The organism is Cellulomonas sp. (assembly GCF_036279715.1).
GTDB lineage: Bacteria > Actinomycetota > Actinomycetes > Actinomycetales > Cellulomonadaceae > Cellulomonas_A.
The window spans coordinates 20,200-37,265 of record NZ_DASUIR010000164.1; the positions used below are offsets into that span (position 1 = coordinate 20,200).

General features: G+C 70.8%; 19 protein-coding genes and 4 tRNA genes. 10 read left to right on the forward strand and 13 right to left on the reverse strand.

Translation table 11 applies throughout. The features are described from left to right. Nucleotides 1-42: 42 nt before the first annotated feature. The 7 genes from VFW79_RS15395 to VFW79_RS15425 all read right to left on the reverse strand — a co-directional run bounded on the left by VFW79_RS15395 (nt 43) and on the right by VFW79_RS15425 (nt 6,380). On the reverse strand, nt 43-726 hold the full coding sequence (locus VFW79_RS15395; RefSeq protein ID WP_329678168.1) for a hypothetical protein: 684 nt from the start codon (nt 724-726) through the stop codon (nt 43-45). Further along, entirely contained in the window at nt 723-1,919 is a 1,197-nt protein-coding gene (locus VFW79_RS15400) for a glycosyltransferase family 4 protein (RefSeq protein ID WP_329678187.1), read from the reverse strand. Before VFW79_RS15400 ends, VFW79_RS15395 begins: the two co-directional genes overlap by 4 nt. Nucleotides 1,920-1,951: 32 nt before the next feature. Continuing rightward, a complete protein-coding gene (locus tag VFW79_RS15405) occupies nt 1,952-2,920 on the reverse strand; it encodes a phosphatidylinositol mannoside acyltransferase (RefSeq protein WP_329678169.1) in 969 nt (322 codons plus the stop codon). Beyond that, nucleotides 2,917-3,525, reverse strand: coding sequence for a phosphatidylinositol phosphate synthase (gene pgsA / locus VFW79_RS15410; protein ID WP_329678170.1), 609 nt, complete (start codon nt 3,523-3,525; stop codon nt 2,917-2,919). The genes VFW79_RS15405 and pgsA overlap by 4 nt, the downstream gene beginning before the upstream one ends. Nucleotides 3,526-3,532: 7 nt before the next feature. Continuing rightward, nucleotides 3,533-4,126, reverse strand: coding sequence for an HIT domain-containing protein (locus tag VFW79_RS15415; protein ID WP_329678171.1), 594 nt, complete (start codon nt 4,124-4,126; stop codon nt 3,533-3,535). A 9-nt stretch (nt 4,127-4,135) separates the two neighbouring features. Continuing rightward, nucleotides 4,136-6,124: a threonine--tRNA ligase gene (gene thrS / locus VFW79_RS15420; protein WP_329678188.1), complete on the reverse strand. Its 1,989-nt coding sequence runs from the start codon at nt 6,122-6,124 to the stop codon at nt 4,136-4,138. Between the two features lie 184 nt (nt 6,125-6,308). Next, nucleotides 6,309-6,380 (reverse strand) — tRNA-Val (locus VFW79_RS15425). A gap of 250 nt (nt 6,381-6,630) precedes the next feature. On the opposite strand from VFW79_RS15425, the gene VFW79_RS15430 reads away from it, so the two are divergent. Continuing rightward, nucleotides 6,631-7,059 carry an SsgA family sporulation/cell division regulator gene (locus VFW79_RS15430; RefSeq protein WP_329678172.1) on the forward strand — a complete coding sequence of 143 codons (429 nt, stop codon included), beginning with the start codon at nt 6,631-6,633 and terminating at the stop codon, nt 7,057-7,059. A gap of 81 nt (nt 7,060-7,140) precedes the next feature. Here the strand turns inward: VFW79_RS15430 and VFW79_RS15435 are convergent, their stop codons facing one another. Further along, complete coding sequence (locus VFW79_RS15435) at nt 7,141-8,004, reverse strand: aminotransferase class IV (protein WP_329678173.1); 864 nt, start codon at nt 8,002-8,004, stop codon at nt 7,141-7,143. Continuing rightward, nucleotides 8,001-9,161, reverse strand: a complete 1,161-nt coding sequence (locus VFW79_RS15440) for a chorismate-binding protein (protein WP_329678174.1) — start codon at nt 9,159-9,161, stop codon at nt 8,001-8,003. Before VFW79_RS15440 ends, VFW79_RS15435 begins: the two co-directional genes overlap by 4 nt. A gap of 126 nt (nt 9,162-9,287) precedes the next feature. On the opposite strand from VFW79_RS15440, the gene VFW79_RS15445 reads away from it, so the two are divergent. From VFW79_RS15445 to VFW79_RS15460, 4 genes are all read left to right on the forward strand, one after another. Further along, a tRNA-Gly gene (locus VFW79_RS15445) sits at nt 9,288-9,359 on the forward strand. A 58-nt stretch (nt 9,360-9,417) separates the two neighbouring features. Further along, nucleotides 9,418-9,488, forward strand: a tRNA-Cys gene (locus tag VFW79_RS15450). A gap of 36 nt (nt 9,489-9,524) precedes the next feature. After that, nucleotides 9,525-9,599: transfer RNA gene (locus VFW79_RS15455), tRNA-Val, on the forward strand. Nucleotides 9,600-9,818: 219 nt separating this feature from the next. Beyond that, complete coding sequence (locus VFW79_RS15460; protein WP_329678175.1) at nt 9,819-10,097, forward strand: isoamylase early set domain-containing protein; 279 nt, start codon at nt 9,819-9,821, stop codon at nt 10,095-10,097. Nucleotides 10,098-10,163: 66 nt separating this feature from the next. Here the strand turns inward: VFW79_RS15460 and VFW79_RS15465 are convergent, their stop codons facing one another. After that, on the reverse strand, nt 10,164-10,478 hold the full coding sequence (locus VFW79_RS15465) for a hypothetical protein (RefSeq protein WP_329678176.1): 315 nt from the start codon (nt 10,476-10,478) through the stop codon (nt 10,164-10,166). 205 nt (nt 10,479-10,683) lie between these two features. Here VFW79_RS15465 and VFW79_RS15470 point away from each other — a divergent pair, with 205 nt between their 5' ends. The 5 genes from VFW79_RS15470 (at nt 10,684) to VFW79_RS15490 (ending at nt 15,414) form a co-directional block, all read left to right on the forward strand. Next, nucleotides 10,684-11,985, forward strand: a complete 1,302-nt coding sequence (locus VFW79_RS15470; protein WP_329678177.1) for a M15 family metallopeptidase — start codon at nt 10,684-10,686, stop codon at nt 11,983-11,985. A gap of 236 nt (nt 11,986-12,221) precedes the next feature. Continuing rightward, on the forward strand, nt 12,222-13,070 hold the full coding sequence (locus VFW79_RS15475; protein WP_329678178.1) for a septum formation family protein: 849 nt from the start codon (nt 12,222-12,224) through the stop codon (nt 13,068-13,070). Between the two features lie 226 nt (nt 13,071-13,296). Next, complete coding sequence (locus VFW79_RS15480; RefSeq protein WP_329678179.1) at nt 13,297-13,440, forward strand: chloride channel protein; 144 nt, start codon at nt 13,297-13,299, stop codon at nt 13,438-13,440. A gap of 48 nt (nt 13,441-13,488) precedes the next feature. Beyond that, entirely contained in the window at nt 13,489-15,063 is a 1,575-nt protein-coding gene (locus VFW79_RS15485; RefSeq protein ID WP_329678180.1) for a Na+/H+ antiporter, read from the forward strand. Between the two features lie 27 nt (nt 15,064-15,090). Beyond that, entirely contained in the window at nt 15,091-15,414 is a 324-nt protein-coding gene (locus VFW79_RS15490; protein WP_329678181.1) for an NAD-binding protein, read from the forward strand. Nucleotides 15,415-15,567: 153 nt separating this feature from the next. Here the strand turns inward: VFW79_RS15490 and VFW79_RS15495 are convergent, their stop codons facing one another. The 3 genes from VFW79_RS15495 to VFW79_RS15505 form a co-directional block, all read right to left on the reverse strand. Continuing rightward, nucleotides 15,568-16,050 carry a hypothetical protein gene (locus VFW79_RS15495; RefSeq protein ID WP_329678182.1) on the reverse strand — a complete coding sequence of 161 codons (483 nt, stop codon included), beginning with the start codon at nt 16,048-16,050 and terminating at the stop codon, nt 15,568-15,570. Nucleotides 16,051-16,198: 148 nt separating this feature from the next. Beyond that, nucleotides 16,199-16,501: a signal peptidase II gene (locus tag VFW79_RS15500; protein ID WP_329678183.1), complete on the reverse strand. Its 303-nt coding sequence runs from the start codon at nt 16,499-16,501 to the stop codon at nt 16,199-16,201. Between the two features lie 165 nt (nt 16,502-16,666). After that, nucleotides 16,667-16,903: a zf-HC2 domain-containing protein gene (locus VFW79_RS15505; protein ID WP_329678184.1), complete on the reverse strand. Its 237-nt coding sequence runs from the start codon at nt 16,901-16,903 to the stop codon at nt 16,667-16,669. Nucleotides 16,904-17,066 lie beyond the last annotated feature (163 nt).

The window sequence follows — 17,066 nt, forward strand, 5'->3', positions numbered from 1 at the left end:
GGCTGGGGGCCGGGCCCGCCGGACGCGCCCGATCTGCCCATCCTAGACTGTCGGCTCCACGCGCCCGCGGGCGTTCCCCGGCTGCCCGGGCCGTCCGAGCGCCTGCGGCCAGGCGTCGTCCAGCTCGAGCGTGTGCGGGACCGGCGCCCGACCTGCGAGCCCGAACGCACGCACCGGCCAGCCGCGGCGGACGCGTTGGGTCTGGGCGACGGCCTCGTTGTGGAACCGACGCGCCAGCTGCGCCCTGTACCACGCATCGGCGAGCGCCGCCACGAGCTCGTCGCCGCCCGGCTCCGCACGCATCTCGACGACCTCGTGCGCGTCGTCGAGCGCGGCTCGCAGGGTCGAGGACAGCTCGCTCTCGACGAGGCCGACGTCGGGGGGTGTCGTCGCGGGGCACTCGGAGTCGGGACCACCGGCGAGCCCGCCGTCGAGCTCGGGCAGCTGGGCAGGCAGCTGGGCCAACGCCTCGACCGACCTGCTGCCGGCTGCGATCGCCGCCCACGCAGCCTCGCCCACCAGAAGCGAGCTCACCGGGTCCATGAGGCCCGACGCCGCGAGGTTGGCGGCCGCCGAGGCGCGACGAAGCAGCTGGGCGTCGACGACCGCGCGGGACGACGCCACCTTGCGGTGCAGCCGGTCCAGCCGCGATGCGGACACCCAGAGGCGCCAGCCGACCACCAGGACCACCGCGCCGACGACGACGACGATCTCCGACCAGCTCATCGCTCGTCACCTCGGCCCCGACGGCGGTCGAGATGCCATCCGCCGCGACGCGACGACGGGTCCTCGCCGACCGGTTCGACGCGCCCCTCGACGACCATGTCGTAGACGGTGAGGATCTCGTGGCTCACCGATGACCAGTCGTACCTGCGGACCGCTGACCTCGCGGTCGCGACCAGCTGCTCGCGCAGCGGGGCGTCGTCGAGCACCCGCACGAGCGTGCGAGCCAGGTCGGCCGGGTCGCCGACGCGGAAGAGGACCCCGGCAGTGCCCTCCTCGAGGACCCGACGGAACGCCCCGAGATCGCTCGCGACCACGGCGGTCCCGGCGCTCATCGCCTCGACGAGCACGATCCCGAAGCTCTCGCCGCCGGTCTGCGGGGCGCAGTACACGTCGACCGACGCGAGGAGGCTCGCCTTCGCCTCGTCGGTGATCCCCCCGAGGAACTCCACGGCCCGGGCAGCGTCCCCGATCAGCTCGCGCGCCTCGGCGGGCCCCGTGTCGCCGCGCCCGGCGACGAGGAATCGCGTGCCGGGGTGCACGGCCAACACCTCGGGCACCGCGCGGAGCAGAACCTCGAGACCCTTGCGCGGCTCATCCAGACGGCCCAGGAACGCGACCGTGGGGGCGTGGGCGGTGCCCCGCCACCGGTCGTCAGGCTGGGCGCTCGCGAACGCCTCGACGTTGACTCCGTTGGGGATCACGACGGCGTCGCCGCCGAGGTGCTCGACGAGCGTCCGGCGCGCGTCCTCAGACACGGCGATCCGCGCCGAGATCTTCTCCATCGACTGCCGGACCAGCGGGTAGGCCATCTGGAGCGGCCTCGACCGTACGAGCGACGTGTGGAACGTCGCGACGATCGGACCGTCCGCGATCCACAGCGCGAGCATGCCGAGCGACGGCGTCACGGGCTCGTGCAGGTGCAGGACGTCGAACTCGCCCGCAACGAGCCAACGACGCACGCGAGCTGCCGTCACGGGACCGAACGTCAGCCGGGCGACGGCGCCGTTGTACCGGACCGGCACTGCTCGGCCGGCCGACGTCATGTACTCGGGGATCGGGGTGTCGTCGTCGGCGGGCGCGAGGACCGAGACGGTGTGCCCGCGCGCGATGAGCGCCTCGGCCAGGTCTCGGACGTGGAACTGGACTCCTCCGGGGACGTCGAACGAGTACGGGCAGACGATGCCCACGCGCAGCGGTCTGTCGCGGCCGGCGACCCCGGGGGCGTTCACGCGTCGCGCCCCTGTGCCGCCAGGGTCGCGGCGTACCGGCCGGCGTCCAGGTCGGCGACCCAGACCTTCTGCAGCATGTGCCAGTCCTGCGGATGAGCCGCGATGCCGCGGGCGACCTGGTCGACCCACGCCTGGGTGAGGACCTGGACCCGGTCGGCACGCGAGCCCGACGTCGGCACCTCCAGGAGCTCGCCGAACTCGACGACGACGCCCCAGTTCGACCCCGCTGCGCGGCGGCGCGCGCCGTGCAGGCGCTCGTACCAGATCGTGGTCCCAGCGAGACGGGCGCCCGTCGCGACCGCGAGGGCAGCGGGCCCGACAGCGACGCGCGCTACCTCCCCGAACAGCAAGACCTCGACTCCCCGAGCCGTGAGGTCACGATCGGCGAGCAGCGGGAGCAGACCCGAGCCGCCCCTGACCGCGCGCACGAGGTCACGGAACACGTCACCGCCGTTCTTGTGCAACGGGATGATCGTCAGACCCAGGCGCTCGCGCAGACCGAGGAACTCCTGGAAGAGCTCCTCCGGCTCGAGGTGCTCGACGACCGTGACGACCCTCGCGACGTGCTCTGTCGCCCAGGCCCCCGCCAGGTCCCAGTTCCCCAGGTGGCCAACCCCGAGCACGATGGTCTCGCCCGCGTCGAGCAGGGGGGCGTACCGGTCGAGCCCGTCGGTCCGCACGCGAGCCTCGATCTGGTCGCGGGTCAGTGACGCGAGCGTGAAGGCCTCGCCGTAGTAGCGCAGGTACGAGCGCATGCCTGCCCTGCTCAGACGCCTCAGCTCACGTGGGCGCAGGTCCGGACGAACGCGACGCAGGTTCGCCTCGAGCTGGCGCACGCCGCCACCGTGAGCGAGCCAGGCCACATCGGCAGCGACGGCGCACAGCGCCCGGACGAGCCCGCCGGGGACGTTGCCGGCGACGCGCAGCCCCAGAACGGCGAGCCGTCCCGTGTCGAGTCGCCTCACTGGGCAGCCCTCGACTGCTGGCGCACCGTGGCGACGCGCTGGCCCACCGTCACGGCCGACGCGACGGCGAGCAGCGCGAGCACGACGGTCAGCACGGCGACGGGCAGGCCGAGGCCGACGAGGAACGTGCCGACGAGCACGAGCACCAGGCGGTCGGCCCGCTCGGCGATGCCGATGGCCGCGGTCATGCCGAGACCCTCGGCGCGGGCCCGGGCATAGGGCACGACAGATCCCAGGACGAGGCACACGAGCGCAAGGACGGCGGTCGTCCGGTCGTCGCCGCGTCCGATGAACCACAGCACCAGGCTCGAGAAGATGGCCGCGTCCGCGAACCGGTCGAGCGTCGAGTCGAGAAACGCTCCCCAGGGGCCCGAGCGACCCGCACGCCGCGCCATGACCCCGTCGAGCGAGTCCGTGAGGGTGAACACCGCGATCATCAGGGACCCTGCCAGCAGGTGCCCGGTCGGCACCAACCAGAGCGCCATGACGACGACGCCGACCGTTCCGGTGATCGTCACGGCATCCGGTGAGACGCCTCGGCGGATCAGGAGGTCGGCGAGCGGGGTCCAGAGCGTCGTCATGAAGCTCCGCAGGCGGTTGAGCACGCGGCGATCATCCCTTCGATTCGGTGGGCCAGGCGGCAGCGAGCCGGGCCCGCGTGTCTGCCAGCAGCACGGGCAGCGCCCGCGTCTGCGCGACGATCGGCAGGAAGTTCGAGTCGCCCACCCACCGCGGCACGACGTGCTGGTGCAGGTGAGCAGCGATCCCCGCACCCGCGACCTCGCCCTGGTTCATGCCCAGGTTGAAGCCTTGCGGCGCCAGGACCTGGCGCGTCACGCGCATCGCGGTCTGGGTCAGGGAAGCGACGTCGGCGACCTCGTCGGGGGTCAGGTCGGTGTAGTCCGGGACGTGCCGGTAGGGGCACACGAGCAGATGGCCGGAGTTGTACGGGTAGAGGTTCAGCACGACGTACGCGGCGGGTCCGCGCGCGACGACGAGGCCCTGCTCGTCGGGCAGCGTCGGGATCCGGCAGAACGGGCAACCCGCGCCGGGCTCGCTGTCCGTCGGCTTGTCCTGACCGCCGATGTACGCCATCCGATGCGGCGTCCACAACCGCTGCAGCCCGTCCGGCGCACCCGCGAACTCGCCGGCGTCGTCGACCTGGACCACGTCGCGGTCGTCGTCCGCCCGGTCCTCGGCCGTCATCCCTCCCGCCTAGACCTGCGCATGGTCGCGAACGGCTGCGACGATGCGCTCGATCGCCTCCGCGACCGGCACGCCGTTGTCCTGACGGCCGTCGCGGTACCGGAACGACACCGCGCCACCCTCGGCGTCCTCGCCGCCGGCGATCACGACGAACGGCACCTTCTGGGTGCTCGCGGTGCGGATCTTCTTGCCGAACCGGTCGTCGGAGTCGTCGAGCTCGGCGCGGATGCCGTGCGCCCGCAGCTGCGCGACGACGCCGTCCAGGTAGTCGTTGAACGGCTCCGCGACCGGGACGGCAACGACCTGGACCGGCGCGAGCCACGCCGGGAAGGCGCCCGCGTAGTGCTCGGTCAGCACCGCGAAGAACCGCTCGATCGAGCCGAAGAGCGCACGGTGGATCATGACCGGGCGCTGGCGCGTGCCGTCGGCGGCCTGGAACTCCAGGTCGAACAGCTCGGGCAGGTTGAAGTCGAGCTGGATCGTGGACAGCTGCCACGTGCGGCCGATCGCGTCCTTGGCCTGGACGGAGATCTTCGGCCCGTAGAACGCCGCACCGCCCGGGTCGGGCACGAGCTCGAGACCCGACGACACGGCGACCTCTTCGAGGGTCCGGGTCGCCTCCTCCCAGACCTCGTCCGAGCCGACCGACTTGTCGGGGTTGCGGGTCGAGAGCTCAAGGTAGAAGTCGTCGAGCCCGTAGTCCTTGAGCAGGTCGAGGACGAACGTCAGCAGGCTCGTCAGCTCGCCCTTCATCTGCTCGGGGGTGCAGTAGATGTGCGCGTCGTCCTGCGTGAAACCGCGCGCTCGCGTCATCCCGTGCACGACGCCCGACTTCTCGTAGCGGTACACCGTGCCGAACTCGAAGAGCCGCATCGGCAGCTCGCGGTACGACCGGCCGCGCGCACCGAAGATGAGGTTGTGCATCGGGCAGTTCATGGGCTTGAGGTAGTAGTTCTGCCCAGCCCTGCGGATGTTGCCGTCGGAGTCGCGCTCCTCATCCATCTGCATGGGCGGGTACATCGACTCGGCGTACCAGTCGAGGTGCCCCGAGGTGCGGAACAGCTGCTCCTTGGTGATGTGCGGCGTGTAGACGAACTGGTAACCCGCCTCGACGTGACGCTGGCGGGAGTAGTTCTCCATCTCCTGGCGGATGATGCCGCCCCGGGGGTGGAAGACAGGGAGCCCCGAACCGATCTCGTCGGGGAAGGAGAACAGGTCGAGCTCGGCACCCAGTCGCCGGTGGTCGCGGCGCTCCGCCTCGGCGAGGCGCTCGAGGTGGGTGCGCAGCTCGTCCTTGGTCGGCCACGCGGTCCCGTAGACCCGCTGCAGCTGCGGGTTCTTCTCGCTGCCGCGCCAGTACGCCGCGGCGGACCGGGTCAGCTGGAAGCCGTTCGCGATCAGGCGCGTGCTCGGGAGGTGCGGGCCACGGCACAGGTCCTGCCAGGCGACCTCGCCACCGCGTCGGACGTTCTGGTAGATGCTCAGCCCTCCGAGCCCCACCTCGACCGAAGCGCCCTCGGCGTCGCCGGCCTGCCCCTTGAGCCCGATGAGCTCGAGCTTGTACGGCTCGTCGGCCAGCACCGTGCGCGCCTCGGCCTCGGTGACGTCCCAGCGGCGGAAGGTCTGGCCCTCCTTGACGATCCTCGTCATGGCCTTCTCGAGCGCCTTGAGGTCGTCCGGGGTGAACGGGGTCTCGACGTCGAAGTCGTAGTAGAAGCCGTCCGTGATGGGCGGACCGATGCCGAGCTTGGCCGTGGGGTTGACCGACTGGACCGCCTGCGCGAGCACGTGGGCCGCCGAGTGGCGCAGCACAGCGAGACCGTCGGGCGAGTCGATCGTGACCGCCTCGACGACCGCCCCGGCGGGCAGCGGGAGATACAGGTCGGTGAGCACGCCGTCGACACGCACCACCACGACGTCGCGACGATCGGAGTAGAGCTCCGTGCCCGTCGTCCCCGGCTCCATCGTGGTCGTGGTGCCATCGACGGTGAGGGTCATGGTCTCGGGCACGGCTGTTGTCTCCTTGCATCGGGTCCGCGCGTGACGGCGGACGCACCTGATGCTACCGAGCAACGGATCGCCGTCCGACGCGGCACGGCTGGGCGAAAGGCCCGGACGGGGCCTCGTCGGGTGGGCGAGGAACGACAACGGCCCCTGGTCACAGGACCAGGGGCCGAACCGGTGGGCGATACTGGGTTCGAACCAGCGACTTCCTCGGTGTGAACGAGGCGCTCTACCACTGAGCTAATCGCCCGCTACGTCACTGAGCCTACCCGCGGCACCAGCAGCGTCCGAAGCTGATGTGAGGGCTGCCACCCTGCGAGACGATGGCGTGGCAACGACTCGTCATGACGACGTCGAGAGGATGCTACCCAAGGTGCGGCGATATGCCGAACCGGACGTCCCAGGGCCTTCTGGGTGAACTGCACCCACAAGGCGGTCCAAATCTAGCCGCGGCCTGCCATGATGTAGTCAACAGTCCGGCACCTATGAGGAGGACGGCGATGACGCAGCAGTCGTACGACGTCGTCGAGGTCGTCGCCATGCAGCTGATCAGCTCCGACGCGAGCGTGGTCCCGGTCAGCACGGAGCTCTCGTTCCGCACCTCGGACCCCTACACGGTCCGCGCGGTGTTCACCGGACCGCAGACCATGTCGACGTGGCTCCTGGGCCGCGAGCTCCTCGTGCAGGGCTTGCTCGCAGTCGCCGACGATCCGGCAGGCACCGGCGACGTCCAGGTGTGGCGCGATGACGACCCGGACTTCGCACTGATCTCCTTGAGCGGGGTGGAGGGCAGCGCCCTCCTCGCGGCTCCGACCGGCCAGCTCGAGGCGTTCCTCACGCGGACAGAAGAGCTCGTCCCCCTCGGCGAGGAGAGCGACCGCATGGAGAGCGAGATCTCGGCGCTCATCGCGGCCCTCCTCACAGCCTGAGACTCACACCCGTCAGCTGAACGGCCTGCCCCTCGGGGCGGGCCGTTCAGTCGTTGGCGGGCCGACCGGCGCCGATGAGTGTCACGGATCGACGTTCTCGGCACTCCGGGACTCGAAGAGGTGCCTCGCCGCCAGGCTGAGCTCGCCAGCTGGGATGTCACGCCCGTCGAGCGACACGACGGGGACGACGTTGCGGATCGAGCCGCACAGCGCCAGGTGCCCGGCCCCGGCGGCGACGTCGTCGAGCACCTCGAAGGGCAGCTCCCCAGCCTGGGCCTCGCGCACGGGGAGCCCGTCTGCCGCGGCCCACTCGAGGAGCAGCTCGCGCGTGATGCCCGCCAGGCACCCGGTCACCAGTCCCGGCGTCACGAGCTCTCCGCCGAGCTCCACCAGCACGTTGGAGCCGGTGCCCTCGCACAGCTCGCCCACCGTGTTGGCCAGCAGCGCCTCGTCGGCACCACGCCGGTACGCCTCGGCGAGCGCCACGACGTTCTCGGCGTACGACGTGGTCTTGAGGCCGGCGACTGCGGACCTCTCGTTGCGCACCCAGGGCACGCGGATCACGCGGGCCACGTCGGACCGGACGACCGGCCCGGCCAGGACCAGGACGGTCTGGCGGGCAGTGCCGGGCTCGGCCCTGTTCGATCCCAGCGGTCCCGGACCGGCCGTGACGGTGATCCGCAGCCGTCCGACGTCGGGATCTGCCACTGCGAGCACAGCGTCGACGCCAGCCCGGATGGCGTCCTCGTCGGGCTCGGCGAGACCGAGGCCGCGCGCCGACCGCGCGAGCCGACGCAGGTGCCGGGTGAGCGCGAACGCGCGACCGCCGGTGACCGAGCAGGTCTCGAACATGCCGTCACCCACGGTCAGGCCATGGTCGACGGCCGTCACGACCGGGTCGCCAGGTCCGCAGAGCCGTCCGTCTGCCCAGATCACGATGCTCATGCCTGCAGTCTCCCATCGCCGTGGTCGAGAGCTTCGCCCGAAGCGAGCGCGACGAGGCGACGGGCCTTGAGCTCCGTCTCGACCCACTCAGCGGCAGGGTCGCTCCCCCACGTGATCCCAGCGCCCGTGCCGAACCGCAGCGTCCCGCCGCCAGGACCGTCGGCCGTCCACCAGAACGTCCGGATGCCCACGGCGAGCTCGGCTCGCACGGCGCCGTCGGGGGCGACCTCGACCCAGCCGACGGCCCCGCAGTAGGGGCCGCGCGAGACGGGCTCGAGCTCAGCGATCAACCGCAGAGCTGCCACCTTCGGAGCGCCCGAGACGGAGCCCGGCGGGTACGTCGCCGCCAGGAGCCGCGGCCAGAGGTCGGGTGAGCGGTCGAGGCCCGGCTCGAGCACCCCGCGCACCGTCGACACCAGATGCACCAGACCAGGGTGCTCCTCGACGCCCAGCAGCGTGGTGACCTCGACGGTGCCCGGCACGCACACCTGCTGCAGGTCGTTGCGGACGAGGTCGGTGATCATGACGTTCTCTGCCTCGTCCTTGACCGTGAGCCCGGCGACCGCCGTCGCCGTTCCCTTGATCGGGCTGGACGTCACCACGCCGCGCTCGATCTGGAGGAACAGCTCGGGTGACGCCGACACGATCCAGACCGGCTCGAAACCCGATCCAGCCGGCACGTGGACCCCGCCAGCGAACGGTGCCGGGTTGCCGGCAGCGAGCACGGCGCCCAGCGCCTGCGCGTCAGGCTCGATCTCGTCGATCGGCAGCGATGCCGCCAGCACCCGGCAGATGTTCGCCTGGTAGACCTCTCCCGCGCGGATCTCCTCGCGAACGCGTGCGACAGCACACTCGTACCCCCCGCGGTCGAGCGACGACGTCCACGCCGCTGCCGACGGACCTCGCCACGCGCCGACCGCGCCTGGGGGGGCAACCACGCCGTCCGGCGACCGCTCGACCTGTGCGAACCGCCACGCCCGCACTCTCCCGTCGAACTCCCCCACGACCGCCCAGAACCCTGGCTCCGTGAGCCGCTGAGGCTGCGCCGCGACGTCGATGCACTCCACGACGTCGGCCGCTCGGACCCCCGCGAACCAGGCCGCGCCACGGGGCGCGGCGGCACCCGGCGTGGAAGCGAACAGCGAGGTGGGAGGCACGGCAGCCACGCTACCGATGCCCGATCACGACGCGCCGCACTGACGGCCAGTTGGACTCTCGACGAAAACGTCAGTTAGAGTTCGGGACGCACACGGAACACCGGTGAGAACCGGGGGAAGTGTCGTGCGGACGTGGCTCAGTGGTAGAGCATCACCTTGCCAAGGTGAGGGTCGCGGGTTCGAATCCCGTCGTCCGCTCGGAGACAGGCACTCCTTGACGGTTGCCCTCGGGCGCCGCGAAGGAACTGTGTCTCACGGTGGAGTGGCCGAGTGGCGAGGCAGCGGCCTGCAAAGCCGTATACGTGGGTTCGAATCCCATCTCCACCTCGTGGTTGGCAGTACCCGGGTCGATGCAGTGCCCCGGGGCGATTGGCGCAGCGGTAGCGCGCTTCCCTGACACGGAAGAGGTCACTGGTTCGATCCCAGTATCGCCCACCATATTTGTGCAGGTCGCGGGCCGTTTCGGAGTCATCCGGAGCGGCCTTCTTGCACCCCCGTACCCCAACGGCGCTGCTCGCGGGTGCGGGTGGACGTTCCCGAGTGGGGTGAGCTGGACCCCGAGAGCCCCTTCCGCACGGGCCTGCGGCGCGGCAGACTGCGGCCGAGATGCCGGTCTCCCCCGGCCTCTCGTCGTCTCCAGGAAGGACTTGCTGCACCGTGGTCAAATTGTCGCGATCGTCCAAGACCGGTACCCGCCAGGTCACCTTCGCCGTGCCCGCCGACTCGCTCGGGGCTGCTGTCAGCGTCGTCGGCAGCTTCAACGGGTGGACCCCGGGGGTTCACCTGCTGAAGCGCAGGTCCAACGGGACGGCATCGGTCGCGGTCACCGTGCCGGTCGGCGAGCTGGTCCGGTTCCGCTATCTCGGCGCGGGTGGCCGGTGGTTCGACGACGAGAGCGTGCAAGTCGACGCCGAGGGCGGCCTCGTCCAGGCCTGAGACCCGGATCCGCCCGCCGTGCAGCCGAACCCAGACCGTCGGGTCCCGGCGTTCAGCCGAGGTGGGCTATCCATTTGACTCCCCGGAGCGTGGACCGTGGACGCCGGTGGGCTTGACGGTCTTGGTCTGGTGGATCTGCGCCAGGTGGTCGTAGGTGACCGGCGGTGCGCCGGGCGCGTACTGCAGCAGTCGGTTGAACCGCGAGGGGCGGATTCCGGCGATTGCCTGCGTCAGGGCGATGACCTGGGCGCGGGCGGGTTTCGCGGCGACGAGACCGGTGACCGGGCCGCGACCGTAGTAGCCGTGGCCGTTGGTCGTGGGCGCGGCCAGCGCCAGGAGGGCGCGGGCGAGGGTGTGCCCGCCGCTGGCGGCGTGGGCCACGTCGTCGGCACTGGTGGCCGGGGTGTGCGTGAGGAGCGTCCGCGCACAACCCGGATCCTGTCGCGAATCGCTTCATCGAGGGTGTCTTGGGGTTCGCGTAGCCAGAATCGTTCAGGTCTACGGTCCTGCAGCCGAAGAGAGAGGAACGGGGTTCCACTCTGCGCCGATCAACTCCGTCCCGGAAGCGGGGGCGACGAGACCGGTGGTGAAGCTGTACATGGATGGGGCGTCGAGGCCCGTGACCCGGCGCGAGCTCGCCCGTGAGGCACAGCTCGCCCACCGCCGTCACCCTGTCCTGCAGCTCATCCCGGCGTGCGCGGCGGTCACCGTTCTCATTGCGGGTTCGCTGCTCGGGGTTGGGGACGCGCAGGCGCACTCCCGCATGGTCGAGCTCAAGGAGCGCACGCTGGCAGCGGCCGTCGTCGCGCATGAGGACGCCAATCGGACGCGGTCGATGGTCGCCCAGGGATCCCGCCTCACTGCCCTCGCCATCGCGTACGCGGGTGGCAAGCGAAGCGACGCGCTCGTCGAAGCCCGCGCTGCCGTCGCAGGTGCCGGGCTGGTCGTGGCGACCGTGGCGGCCAACGTCGCACATGAAAGGCTGGCTGCGCTCGACGCCGCCAGAACGAGTCTCGCGGTCTTGATCGATGCCGCGGCACCGGCCGCACCGGTCGCCGTGCCGGCTGTCCTGGTGGGTGCGGCACTGGTTGCCGCGATCCTGGCACCGGCTCCGCTGATTGCCGCGCCGGCTGCACCTGTCCCAGCACCGGTCGAGCAGTTTGCAGCGCCGGCCACCGTGGACGAGGCCGCAGTGCCGGCACCGGTTCCCGCGATCCTGGCGCCCGCGCAAGGTGCCGCCCTGACTGACGAGGCAACGCCGGGTGACTCTCTGGATGCCTTGGACCTGGACGTGAGTGCGGAGATGCTGACGGCGGCCCGGCTCGTGACCGAGCTGTCGACGCAGGTCCAGGCGGACGCGGACGCGAAAGTGGCTGCGGACGCCGCGTCCGCCACCGCTGCGGCGGCCGCAGCCGCGGCGGACGCGGACGCGGCACGCGCGGCCGCCGCCAGGCAGGCGGCCGCGGTCGCGGTGGCCGCCGGCTCGTCGAACGGTGCTATTCCGGCCGACGCGCTGTGCGGCCTTGGCTTCGCGCGGGGTGCGCTCCTGCGCTGTGACGCGGCGACAGCCCTGAACACGCTCGACGCGGCCTACCGGGCAGACGTCGGCACGCACCTCGTTGTCGTCAGCAGCTACCGGTCGCTCGCGGACCAAGTCGCCGTCAAAGCTGCCCGCGGCGATCTCGCCAGCACCCCAGGCTCCTCGAACCACGGGCGTGGTCTCGCGGTCGACTTCGGCGACTTCGGTGCAGTCGGGCAGTTCAACGCCCCGGGCTACCAGTGGATGAAGGCCAACGCGGAGAGATTCGGCTGGCACCATCCCGCAGTCATGGACCCGGGCGGCTCAGGACCGCAGGAACCCTGGCACTGGGAGTTCGGAACCTTCTGACCCGAAGCCTCACCTGACCTGCGGGGTTGTGAGCTCTGTCGTGGGGTCGGGGTGACGTGGGCGATGTCGACGAGGGTGTTGGGTGGCGGCGGGTCCGCACCGGGACGCATCCGCGACGCGGTGACACGGGACCGCCTCTCCGGCACGAGAGGGATCTGGTGGATGCGTCACTGCATCGGGGCTCCCGGTGCAGCCGACGTATTGCTCTGACTTGACCGCACCGCCAAGGAGATCACGTGACGTCGCCGTTCCGGAACCTGCTCGTCATGACGTCGGCAGTCCTTGTGCTTGGCGCGTGCTCAGCGGGTGGCACTCCCACCGGCGACCTGACCGCTGACGCGACCACCGCGCAGCGACAGACCATGTCAGGGCGCCCCAGCGTTGGGGACTGCTGGCAGGAGGACGACTACGCCACCGCCCGCATGTGGGATTACTGGCATGGCGCGGACCCGGTGGACTGCCAGGGGTCGCACAACACGGTCACCATGGCGGTCGTTGACCTGCCCGCGGACATGCAGCTGGCGACCGGGACACCGACGGACGATGAGCGTCGGGAGCTCAATGGCCTCTGCGTGCCGCCGAACCAGGTCGTCATGGCCGCTGACCCGCAGGCCCGCCTGGGCATGTCCTACTACCAGCCCTCACCCGAGCAGGTGGCTTCGGGGCAGCGGTGGGTTCGATGCGACATCGCGCTCCGTGCTCTCGGACCGATGTCGGAGCACAAGTACGAAACGCTGCCGCCGACCGTGGACGCCTTGATGGCGGCACTCACCGCTGATCCGGTGCGGTACGCGTTGTGCATCAACACTCCGGCGGGAACCGCCGCCTGGCCGGGCCCGAGCCTTCACGATGCCACCGCCGTCATCGTCTCGTGCGACGGGCCGTCCCAGTGGGAGCTGGCCAAGGCCTGGGAGCTGGACCTCGACCACGCGCCTACCCAGGACGAGGGGATGGCGATCGCCACCCCCGTGTGCCTTGCGCTGGGCAAAGAGACGAACGGTGCACGCACTCAGTGGAGCACGGTCTTTCCGACCGCCGACGATTGGTCGTACGGCCACCGCACCATGCAGTGCTGGCTGTCTTGACCGAGACCCTTGGGTCCTGCTGCCGGGGCCGTCATCGACGTCGGCGAACGCGTCTCCGGTGCCTGACACGGAAGAGGTCACTGGTTCGATCCCAGTATCGCCCACGAGCATTGATGCAGGTCAGAGGCCGTTTCGGAGCAGTCCGGAGCGGTCTTTTCGGCGTCTTGAAGGCTCCGTACCCCAACGCGTACCCCAACGCGGATCTCGCGGTGATCCGGATGTCGGCATGGGCGCGGTGTTCGCCGGCGCGGCCCGCGCGCCGATCACTGCGGTCATCATCCTGTTCGAGCTCATCGGCGAGTACACGATCATCCTGCCGATGATGGTCGCGATCGTGCTGGCAAGCGCCATCAGCCACGTCAGCAGGTGATCGTGCGCCATCCTTGGACCGGTGCGCGCGCTCTTCTGAGGAGGTCAGGTGTCGACGGTCCTGCTGTTCGCCGGGCTGCTGGCCGGTGTGGTCGTGCTCACCCCGTTGGCGGACCGCTGGAGGATCCCGCTCCCGGTGGTGCTCACCCTCTTCGGCCTGCTGGTCCCCCTCCTCCCGGGGGTTCGGCCGATCCAGATCGAGCCCGATCTGATCCTTCCCGTCGTGCTGCCACCGCTGCTGTTCGCGGCGACGCAGCGCGCCACCGCCCGTGACTTCCGGGAGAACGCCCGCCCGATCGCGTTGCTCGCGGTGGGCCTGACGCTGGCCACCGCGGCGGCCGTCGCCGTCGTCGCGCATGCGATGGGGGTGCCGTGGGGCGCCGCCGTCGTCCTGGGCGCGATCGTGGCCCCGCCCGATCCGGTGGCGGCCACTGCCGTCGCTCGTCGGCTGCGGCTGCCGGGCAGGCTGGTCACGGTCCTCGAGGGCGAAGGCATGTTCAACGACGCGACAGCGCTCGTGCTGTACAAGGTCTCCGTCGCCACGGTCGTCGCGGGCGGGCTCTCGGCCGGCGGGCTGACCCGAAGCCTGGTGCTCGCCGTCGGCGTGGGAGCTGGCCTCGGGCTGGCGGCGGGGGTGCTGGCGCGGGCCGCGCTGGCGCGGCTCCACCTGGCTGCTCCCGAGACGACCGTGACGCTCGCCGTCCCGTTCGTGGCGTACCTGCTCGCCGATCGCCTCGGCGGCTCCGGGGTGCTCGCGGTGCTGGCCCTGGGCCTGTACCTGCGGACCTACGGTCACGGCGCGATCACCTCAGGCGGCTGGCTGCTCGGCCGCGCAGTGTGGCGCTACGCGGACTACATCGTCACGAGCATGGTCTTCGTCTTCATCGGGTTTGAGCTGACCGCCGTGCTCGAGACGGAGCCCCTCGAACCCGGCGCGGTCGCCCTTGCCCTGGCCGTGTGCGGCGTCCTGGTCGCCGTACGGTTCGGTTGGCTGTTCCCGGCGGTCTGGCTGGCTCAGCTCCGCCGGCATCGCACCTCCCAGGTGGGCCCCGTCGGTGGGCGCGAGACTGTCATCACCGCCTGGGCCGGGATGCGCGGAGTCGTCACCGTGGCGACGGCGTTGGCGCTGCCCGCGGTCACGAGCGCCGGGGTTGCGTTTCCTTTGCGGCGCACCGTGGTCTTCGTCGGTCTGGTGTCCGTGCTGGCCACGCTGGTGGTCCAGGGCCTCACTCTCGCCCCACTCGTGCGCCGACTCGGTGTGGGCAGCGACGTCGACGTCGCGCAGGAGGCTCGAGCACTGCGCAGACGAGCGACCGCCGCAGCCCTCGACGCGCTGCGCGATCACCTCACCGACGGGGTCCCCGAACCTGTGCGAGTCGCGGTCACACTGCAGTACGAGGGGTACCTCGCCGCACAGGACGCCCTGGGTGCCGCCAGGAGCGGTGCCGTCGACGACGACTCCGGTGAGAGCGACGACCGGGCGGTCGACGACCTGCTGCGACAGGCGAGCGAGGTCGAGCGTGAGGTCGTGATCGAGGCGCGGCGCCGCGGCGAGGTCAGCGCCGAGGCGGCCGACGAGGTCCTCGACGACGTGGAGAGCCGCTCGGTTCGCGACACCGGCTGACGGACTGTCAGGGCGCGCGCCCGGGAGGTGGTCTATCCATTGGGCGGCGGCGGCGGCGGGTTCGTCTCCTTTGAGTTTGCGCACATCGCCGAGCGTGCGGGCAGCACCCCGATCATCACCGACCGCGGCAGGCGCGCGTTGAAGAGCTTCGACCCCGACCTCGTCGAGCTCCTCATCGCCCGCGGTGCGGCCGCCGGGATCAGCCTGCGACGCTCCACCTCCGTCACAGGGATCGAGAAGGTCGCGACCGGGTACCGGGTCGGAGTCGAACCGTCCGCGAGCAACCCGGCCGACTACGCCGCGGGGAACGCGGCCGACACCCCGGGAATGCCACTGCGCCGGTTGCGGTGATCGAGGGCAAGGTCGCCGCCTCCAACATGCACCTAGGTTCCGAAGGTAGTGACCGGCGCGTCTGCTTCCTCGCGTCGTCGGGCGCGGGACATCTCCGGAGCGGTCAGCACCGCCATGCATTGAGCGTCGCACGCGGTGTGGTCCGCAAGTGGTTCAGTCGCGGGCGGCGAGGCGTCGTGAGACCAGCAGGCCCAGTGCGAGACCAAACAGCAGGTGCTCGGTCAAGAACGTGCCATACCCGACCTTCGCCGCCATGTGCGCGATCTGGTCGCCGCTCCCGAACACGTTCGCGGCCACCGGGAGTGCAATGAAGGAGCTGACCACGAAGGCCATCGCACCCCACAGGATGCCGCCGGCGACCAGCGCCCGGCCGCGCAGACGCAGGAGCAGCGCCACGACCGCGAACATCACGCCATACATCGCCCCGATCATCATGTGGATGATCGCGCCGAGAACAGCCGGGCCGAACGCGAAGTAGAAGGTGCTGCCCGCCATCGCCTCCGTCATCGACGTCATCAACGTGCTCGGGGAGATGAACGTCGAGGCAATGTGGTAGAGCGGTGTGAAGAATCCGGAATGCTGGTATGTCGCGGCGGCCATCATCGCGAACGCGGCCATGACAAGGGAGGCGGCCATACCGAAGATCGCACCGCGCAGGACAGCGGGAGCCAGCCGGGTGGTCGTCGCCGTGGCAGTAATTGTGTGGGATGAGGTATTCGTTGCCATGATGTCCTCCAGGTCCGGCAGAGTGCACCGCGATCGCGGTGCACTGCCGAAACCCGATTCACGGGGCATTGCTTCCGTCCGGGGCCGCATTGTCGAGCGGACCGCGGCTGGCGTCGGTCCATAGGTGGTGGGGGACGCGCGCGGCGACCGCGACGAGGACGCCGCTCCTGATGGCGACGTCGGCGAGGACGAATGTCGCCGGGTACCACCCGACATGCACCCAGTCCGTGACTGCTCCGTTCACCACGCGATCGAGCAGGTTGCCCACGGCTCCACCGAGGAGCACCGCGACCGCATCCCGCTCCACCGGCCCGCGCGCCGCCCTCAGCCAGCCGTCCACCTCGATCACGTCGGTGCGCACCGGTCGCTGGTACGGCGGGCGCGGCAACCGAGTCAGCGAGGGAACCCGACACCCGTCGACACGATTCCGCGTGTGCCGCTCGGCCTGGACAGGTCCGAGGGTCCCGCCACCGGACGACGAGCACGTCTTCGACCGAGCATGCTGGGCGGTGAGTCGGCGTGCGGCTCATGCACGGTCCAAGCCGCGCGCGAACCGGCGGAGCCGGGCGACGGGCAGCGACGGTGGCCCGCCGCGTCGTCTGCGCAACGAGGCGCGGACCAGGCGGTGGGTCTGGGCGTCGGCACTGCACCACCAGCATCCACGCAGGTGGTCGCGCACGGCCCGCGCGGTCGGCTCGTCCAGCTCGCCATCGATGAAGGCCGCGACCATCGACCGCAGCCGACGATGCACGAGTGGATTCATGGGACAGCAACCCGCCCGCCGTCACCGGCGATTCCTCGGCACCCGATGGAATTCGCGCTCCGTGGCGCGGGTTCCTGAGATGTGACCGAGCCGGGCAGTGAGCACTGCGACCCTCAGCAGGCCGCCGCGTTCGACCAGTACGTCGTGCCGGAGATCCCCGTGC

What these genes read in the sequence shown, in the direction of transcription:
- VFW79_RS15395 (WP_329678168.1), bottom strand. Translation starts at nt 726, where the DNA reads ATGAGCTGGTCGGAGATCGTCGTCGTCGTCGGCGCGGTGGTCCTGGTG.
- VFW79_RS15415 (WP_329678171.1), bottom strand. Translation starts at nt 4,126, where the DNA reads ATGACGGCCGAGGACCGGGCGGACGACGACCGCGACGTGGTCCAGGTC.
- thrS (WP_329678188.1), bottom strand. Translation starts at nt 6,124, where the DNA reads ATGACCCTCACCGTCGATGGCACCACGACCACGATGGAGCCGGGGACG.
- VFW79_RS15430 (WP_329678172.1), top strand. Translation starts at nt 6,631, where the DNA reads ATGACGCAGCAGTCGTACGACGTCGTCGAGGTCGTCGCCATGCAGCTG.
- VFW79_RS15435 (WP_329678173.1), bottom strand. Translation starts at nt 8,004, where the DNA reads ATGAGCATCGTGATCTGGGCAGACGGACGGCTCTGCGGACCTGGCGAC.
- VFW79_RS15480 (WP_329678179.1), top strand. Translation starts at nt 13,297, where the DNA reads ATGGGCGCGGTGTTCGCCGGCGCGGCCCGCGCGCCGATCACTGCGGTC.
- VFW79_RS15495 (WP_329678182.1), bottom strand. Translation starts at nt 16,050, where the DNA reads ATGGCCGCCTCCCTTGTCATGGCCGCGTTCGCGATGATGGCCGCCGCG.
- VFW79_RS15505 (WP_329678184.1), bottom strand. Translation starts at nt 16,903, where the DNA reads ATGAATCCACTCGTGCATCGTCGGCTGCGGTCGATGGTCGCGGCCTTC.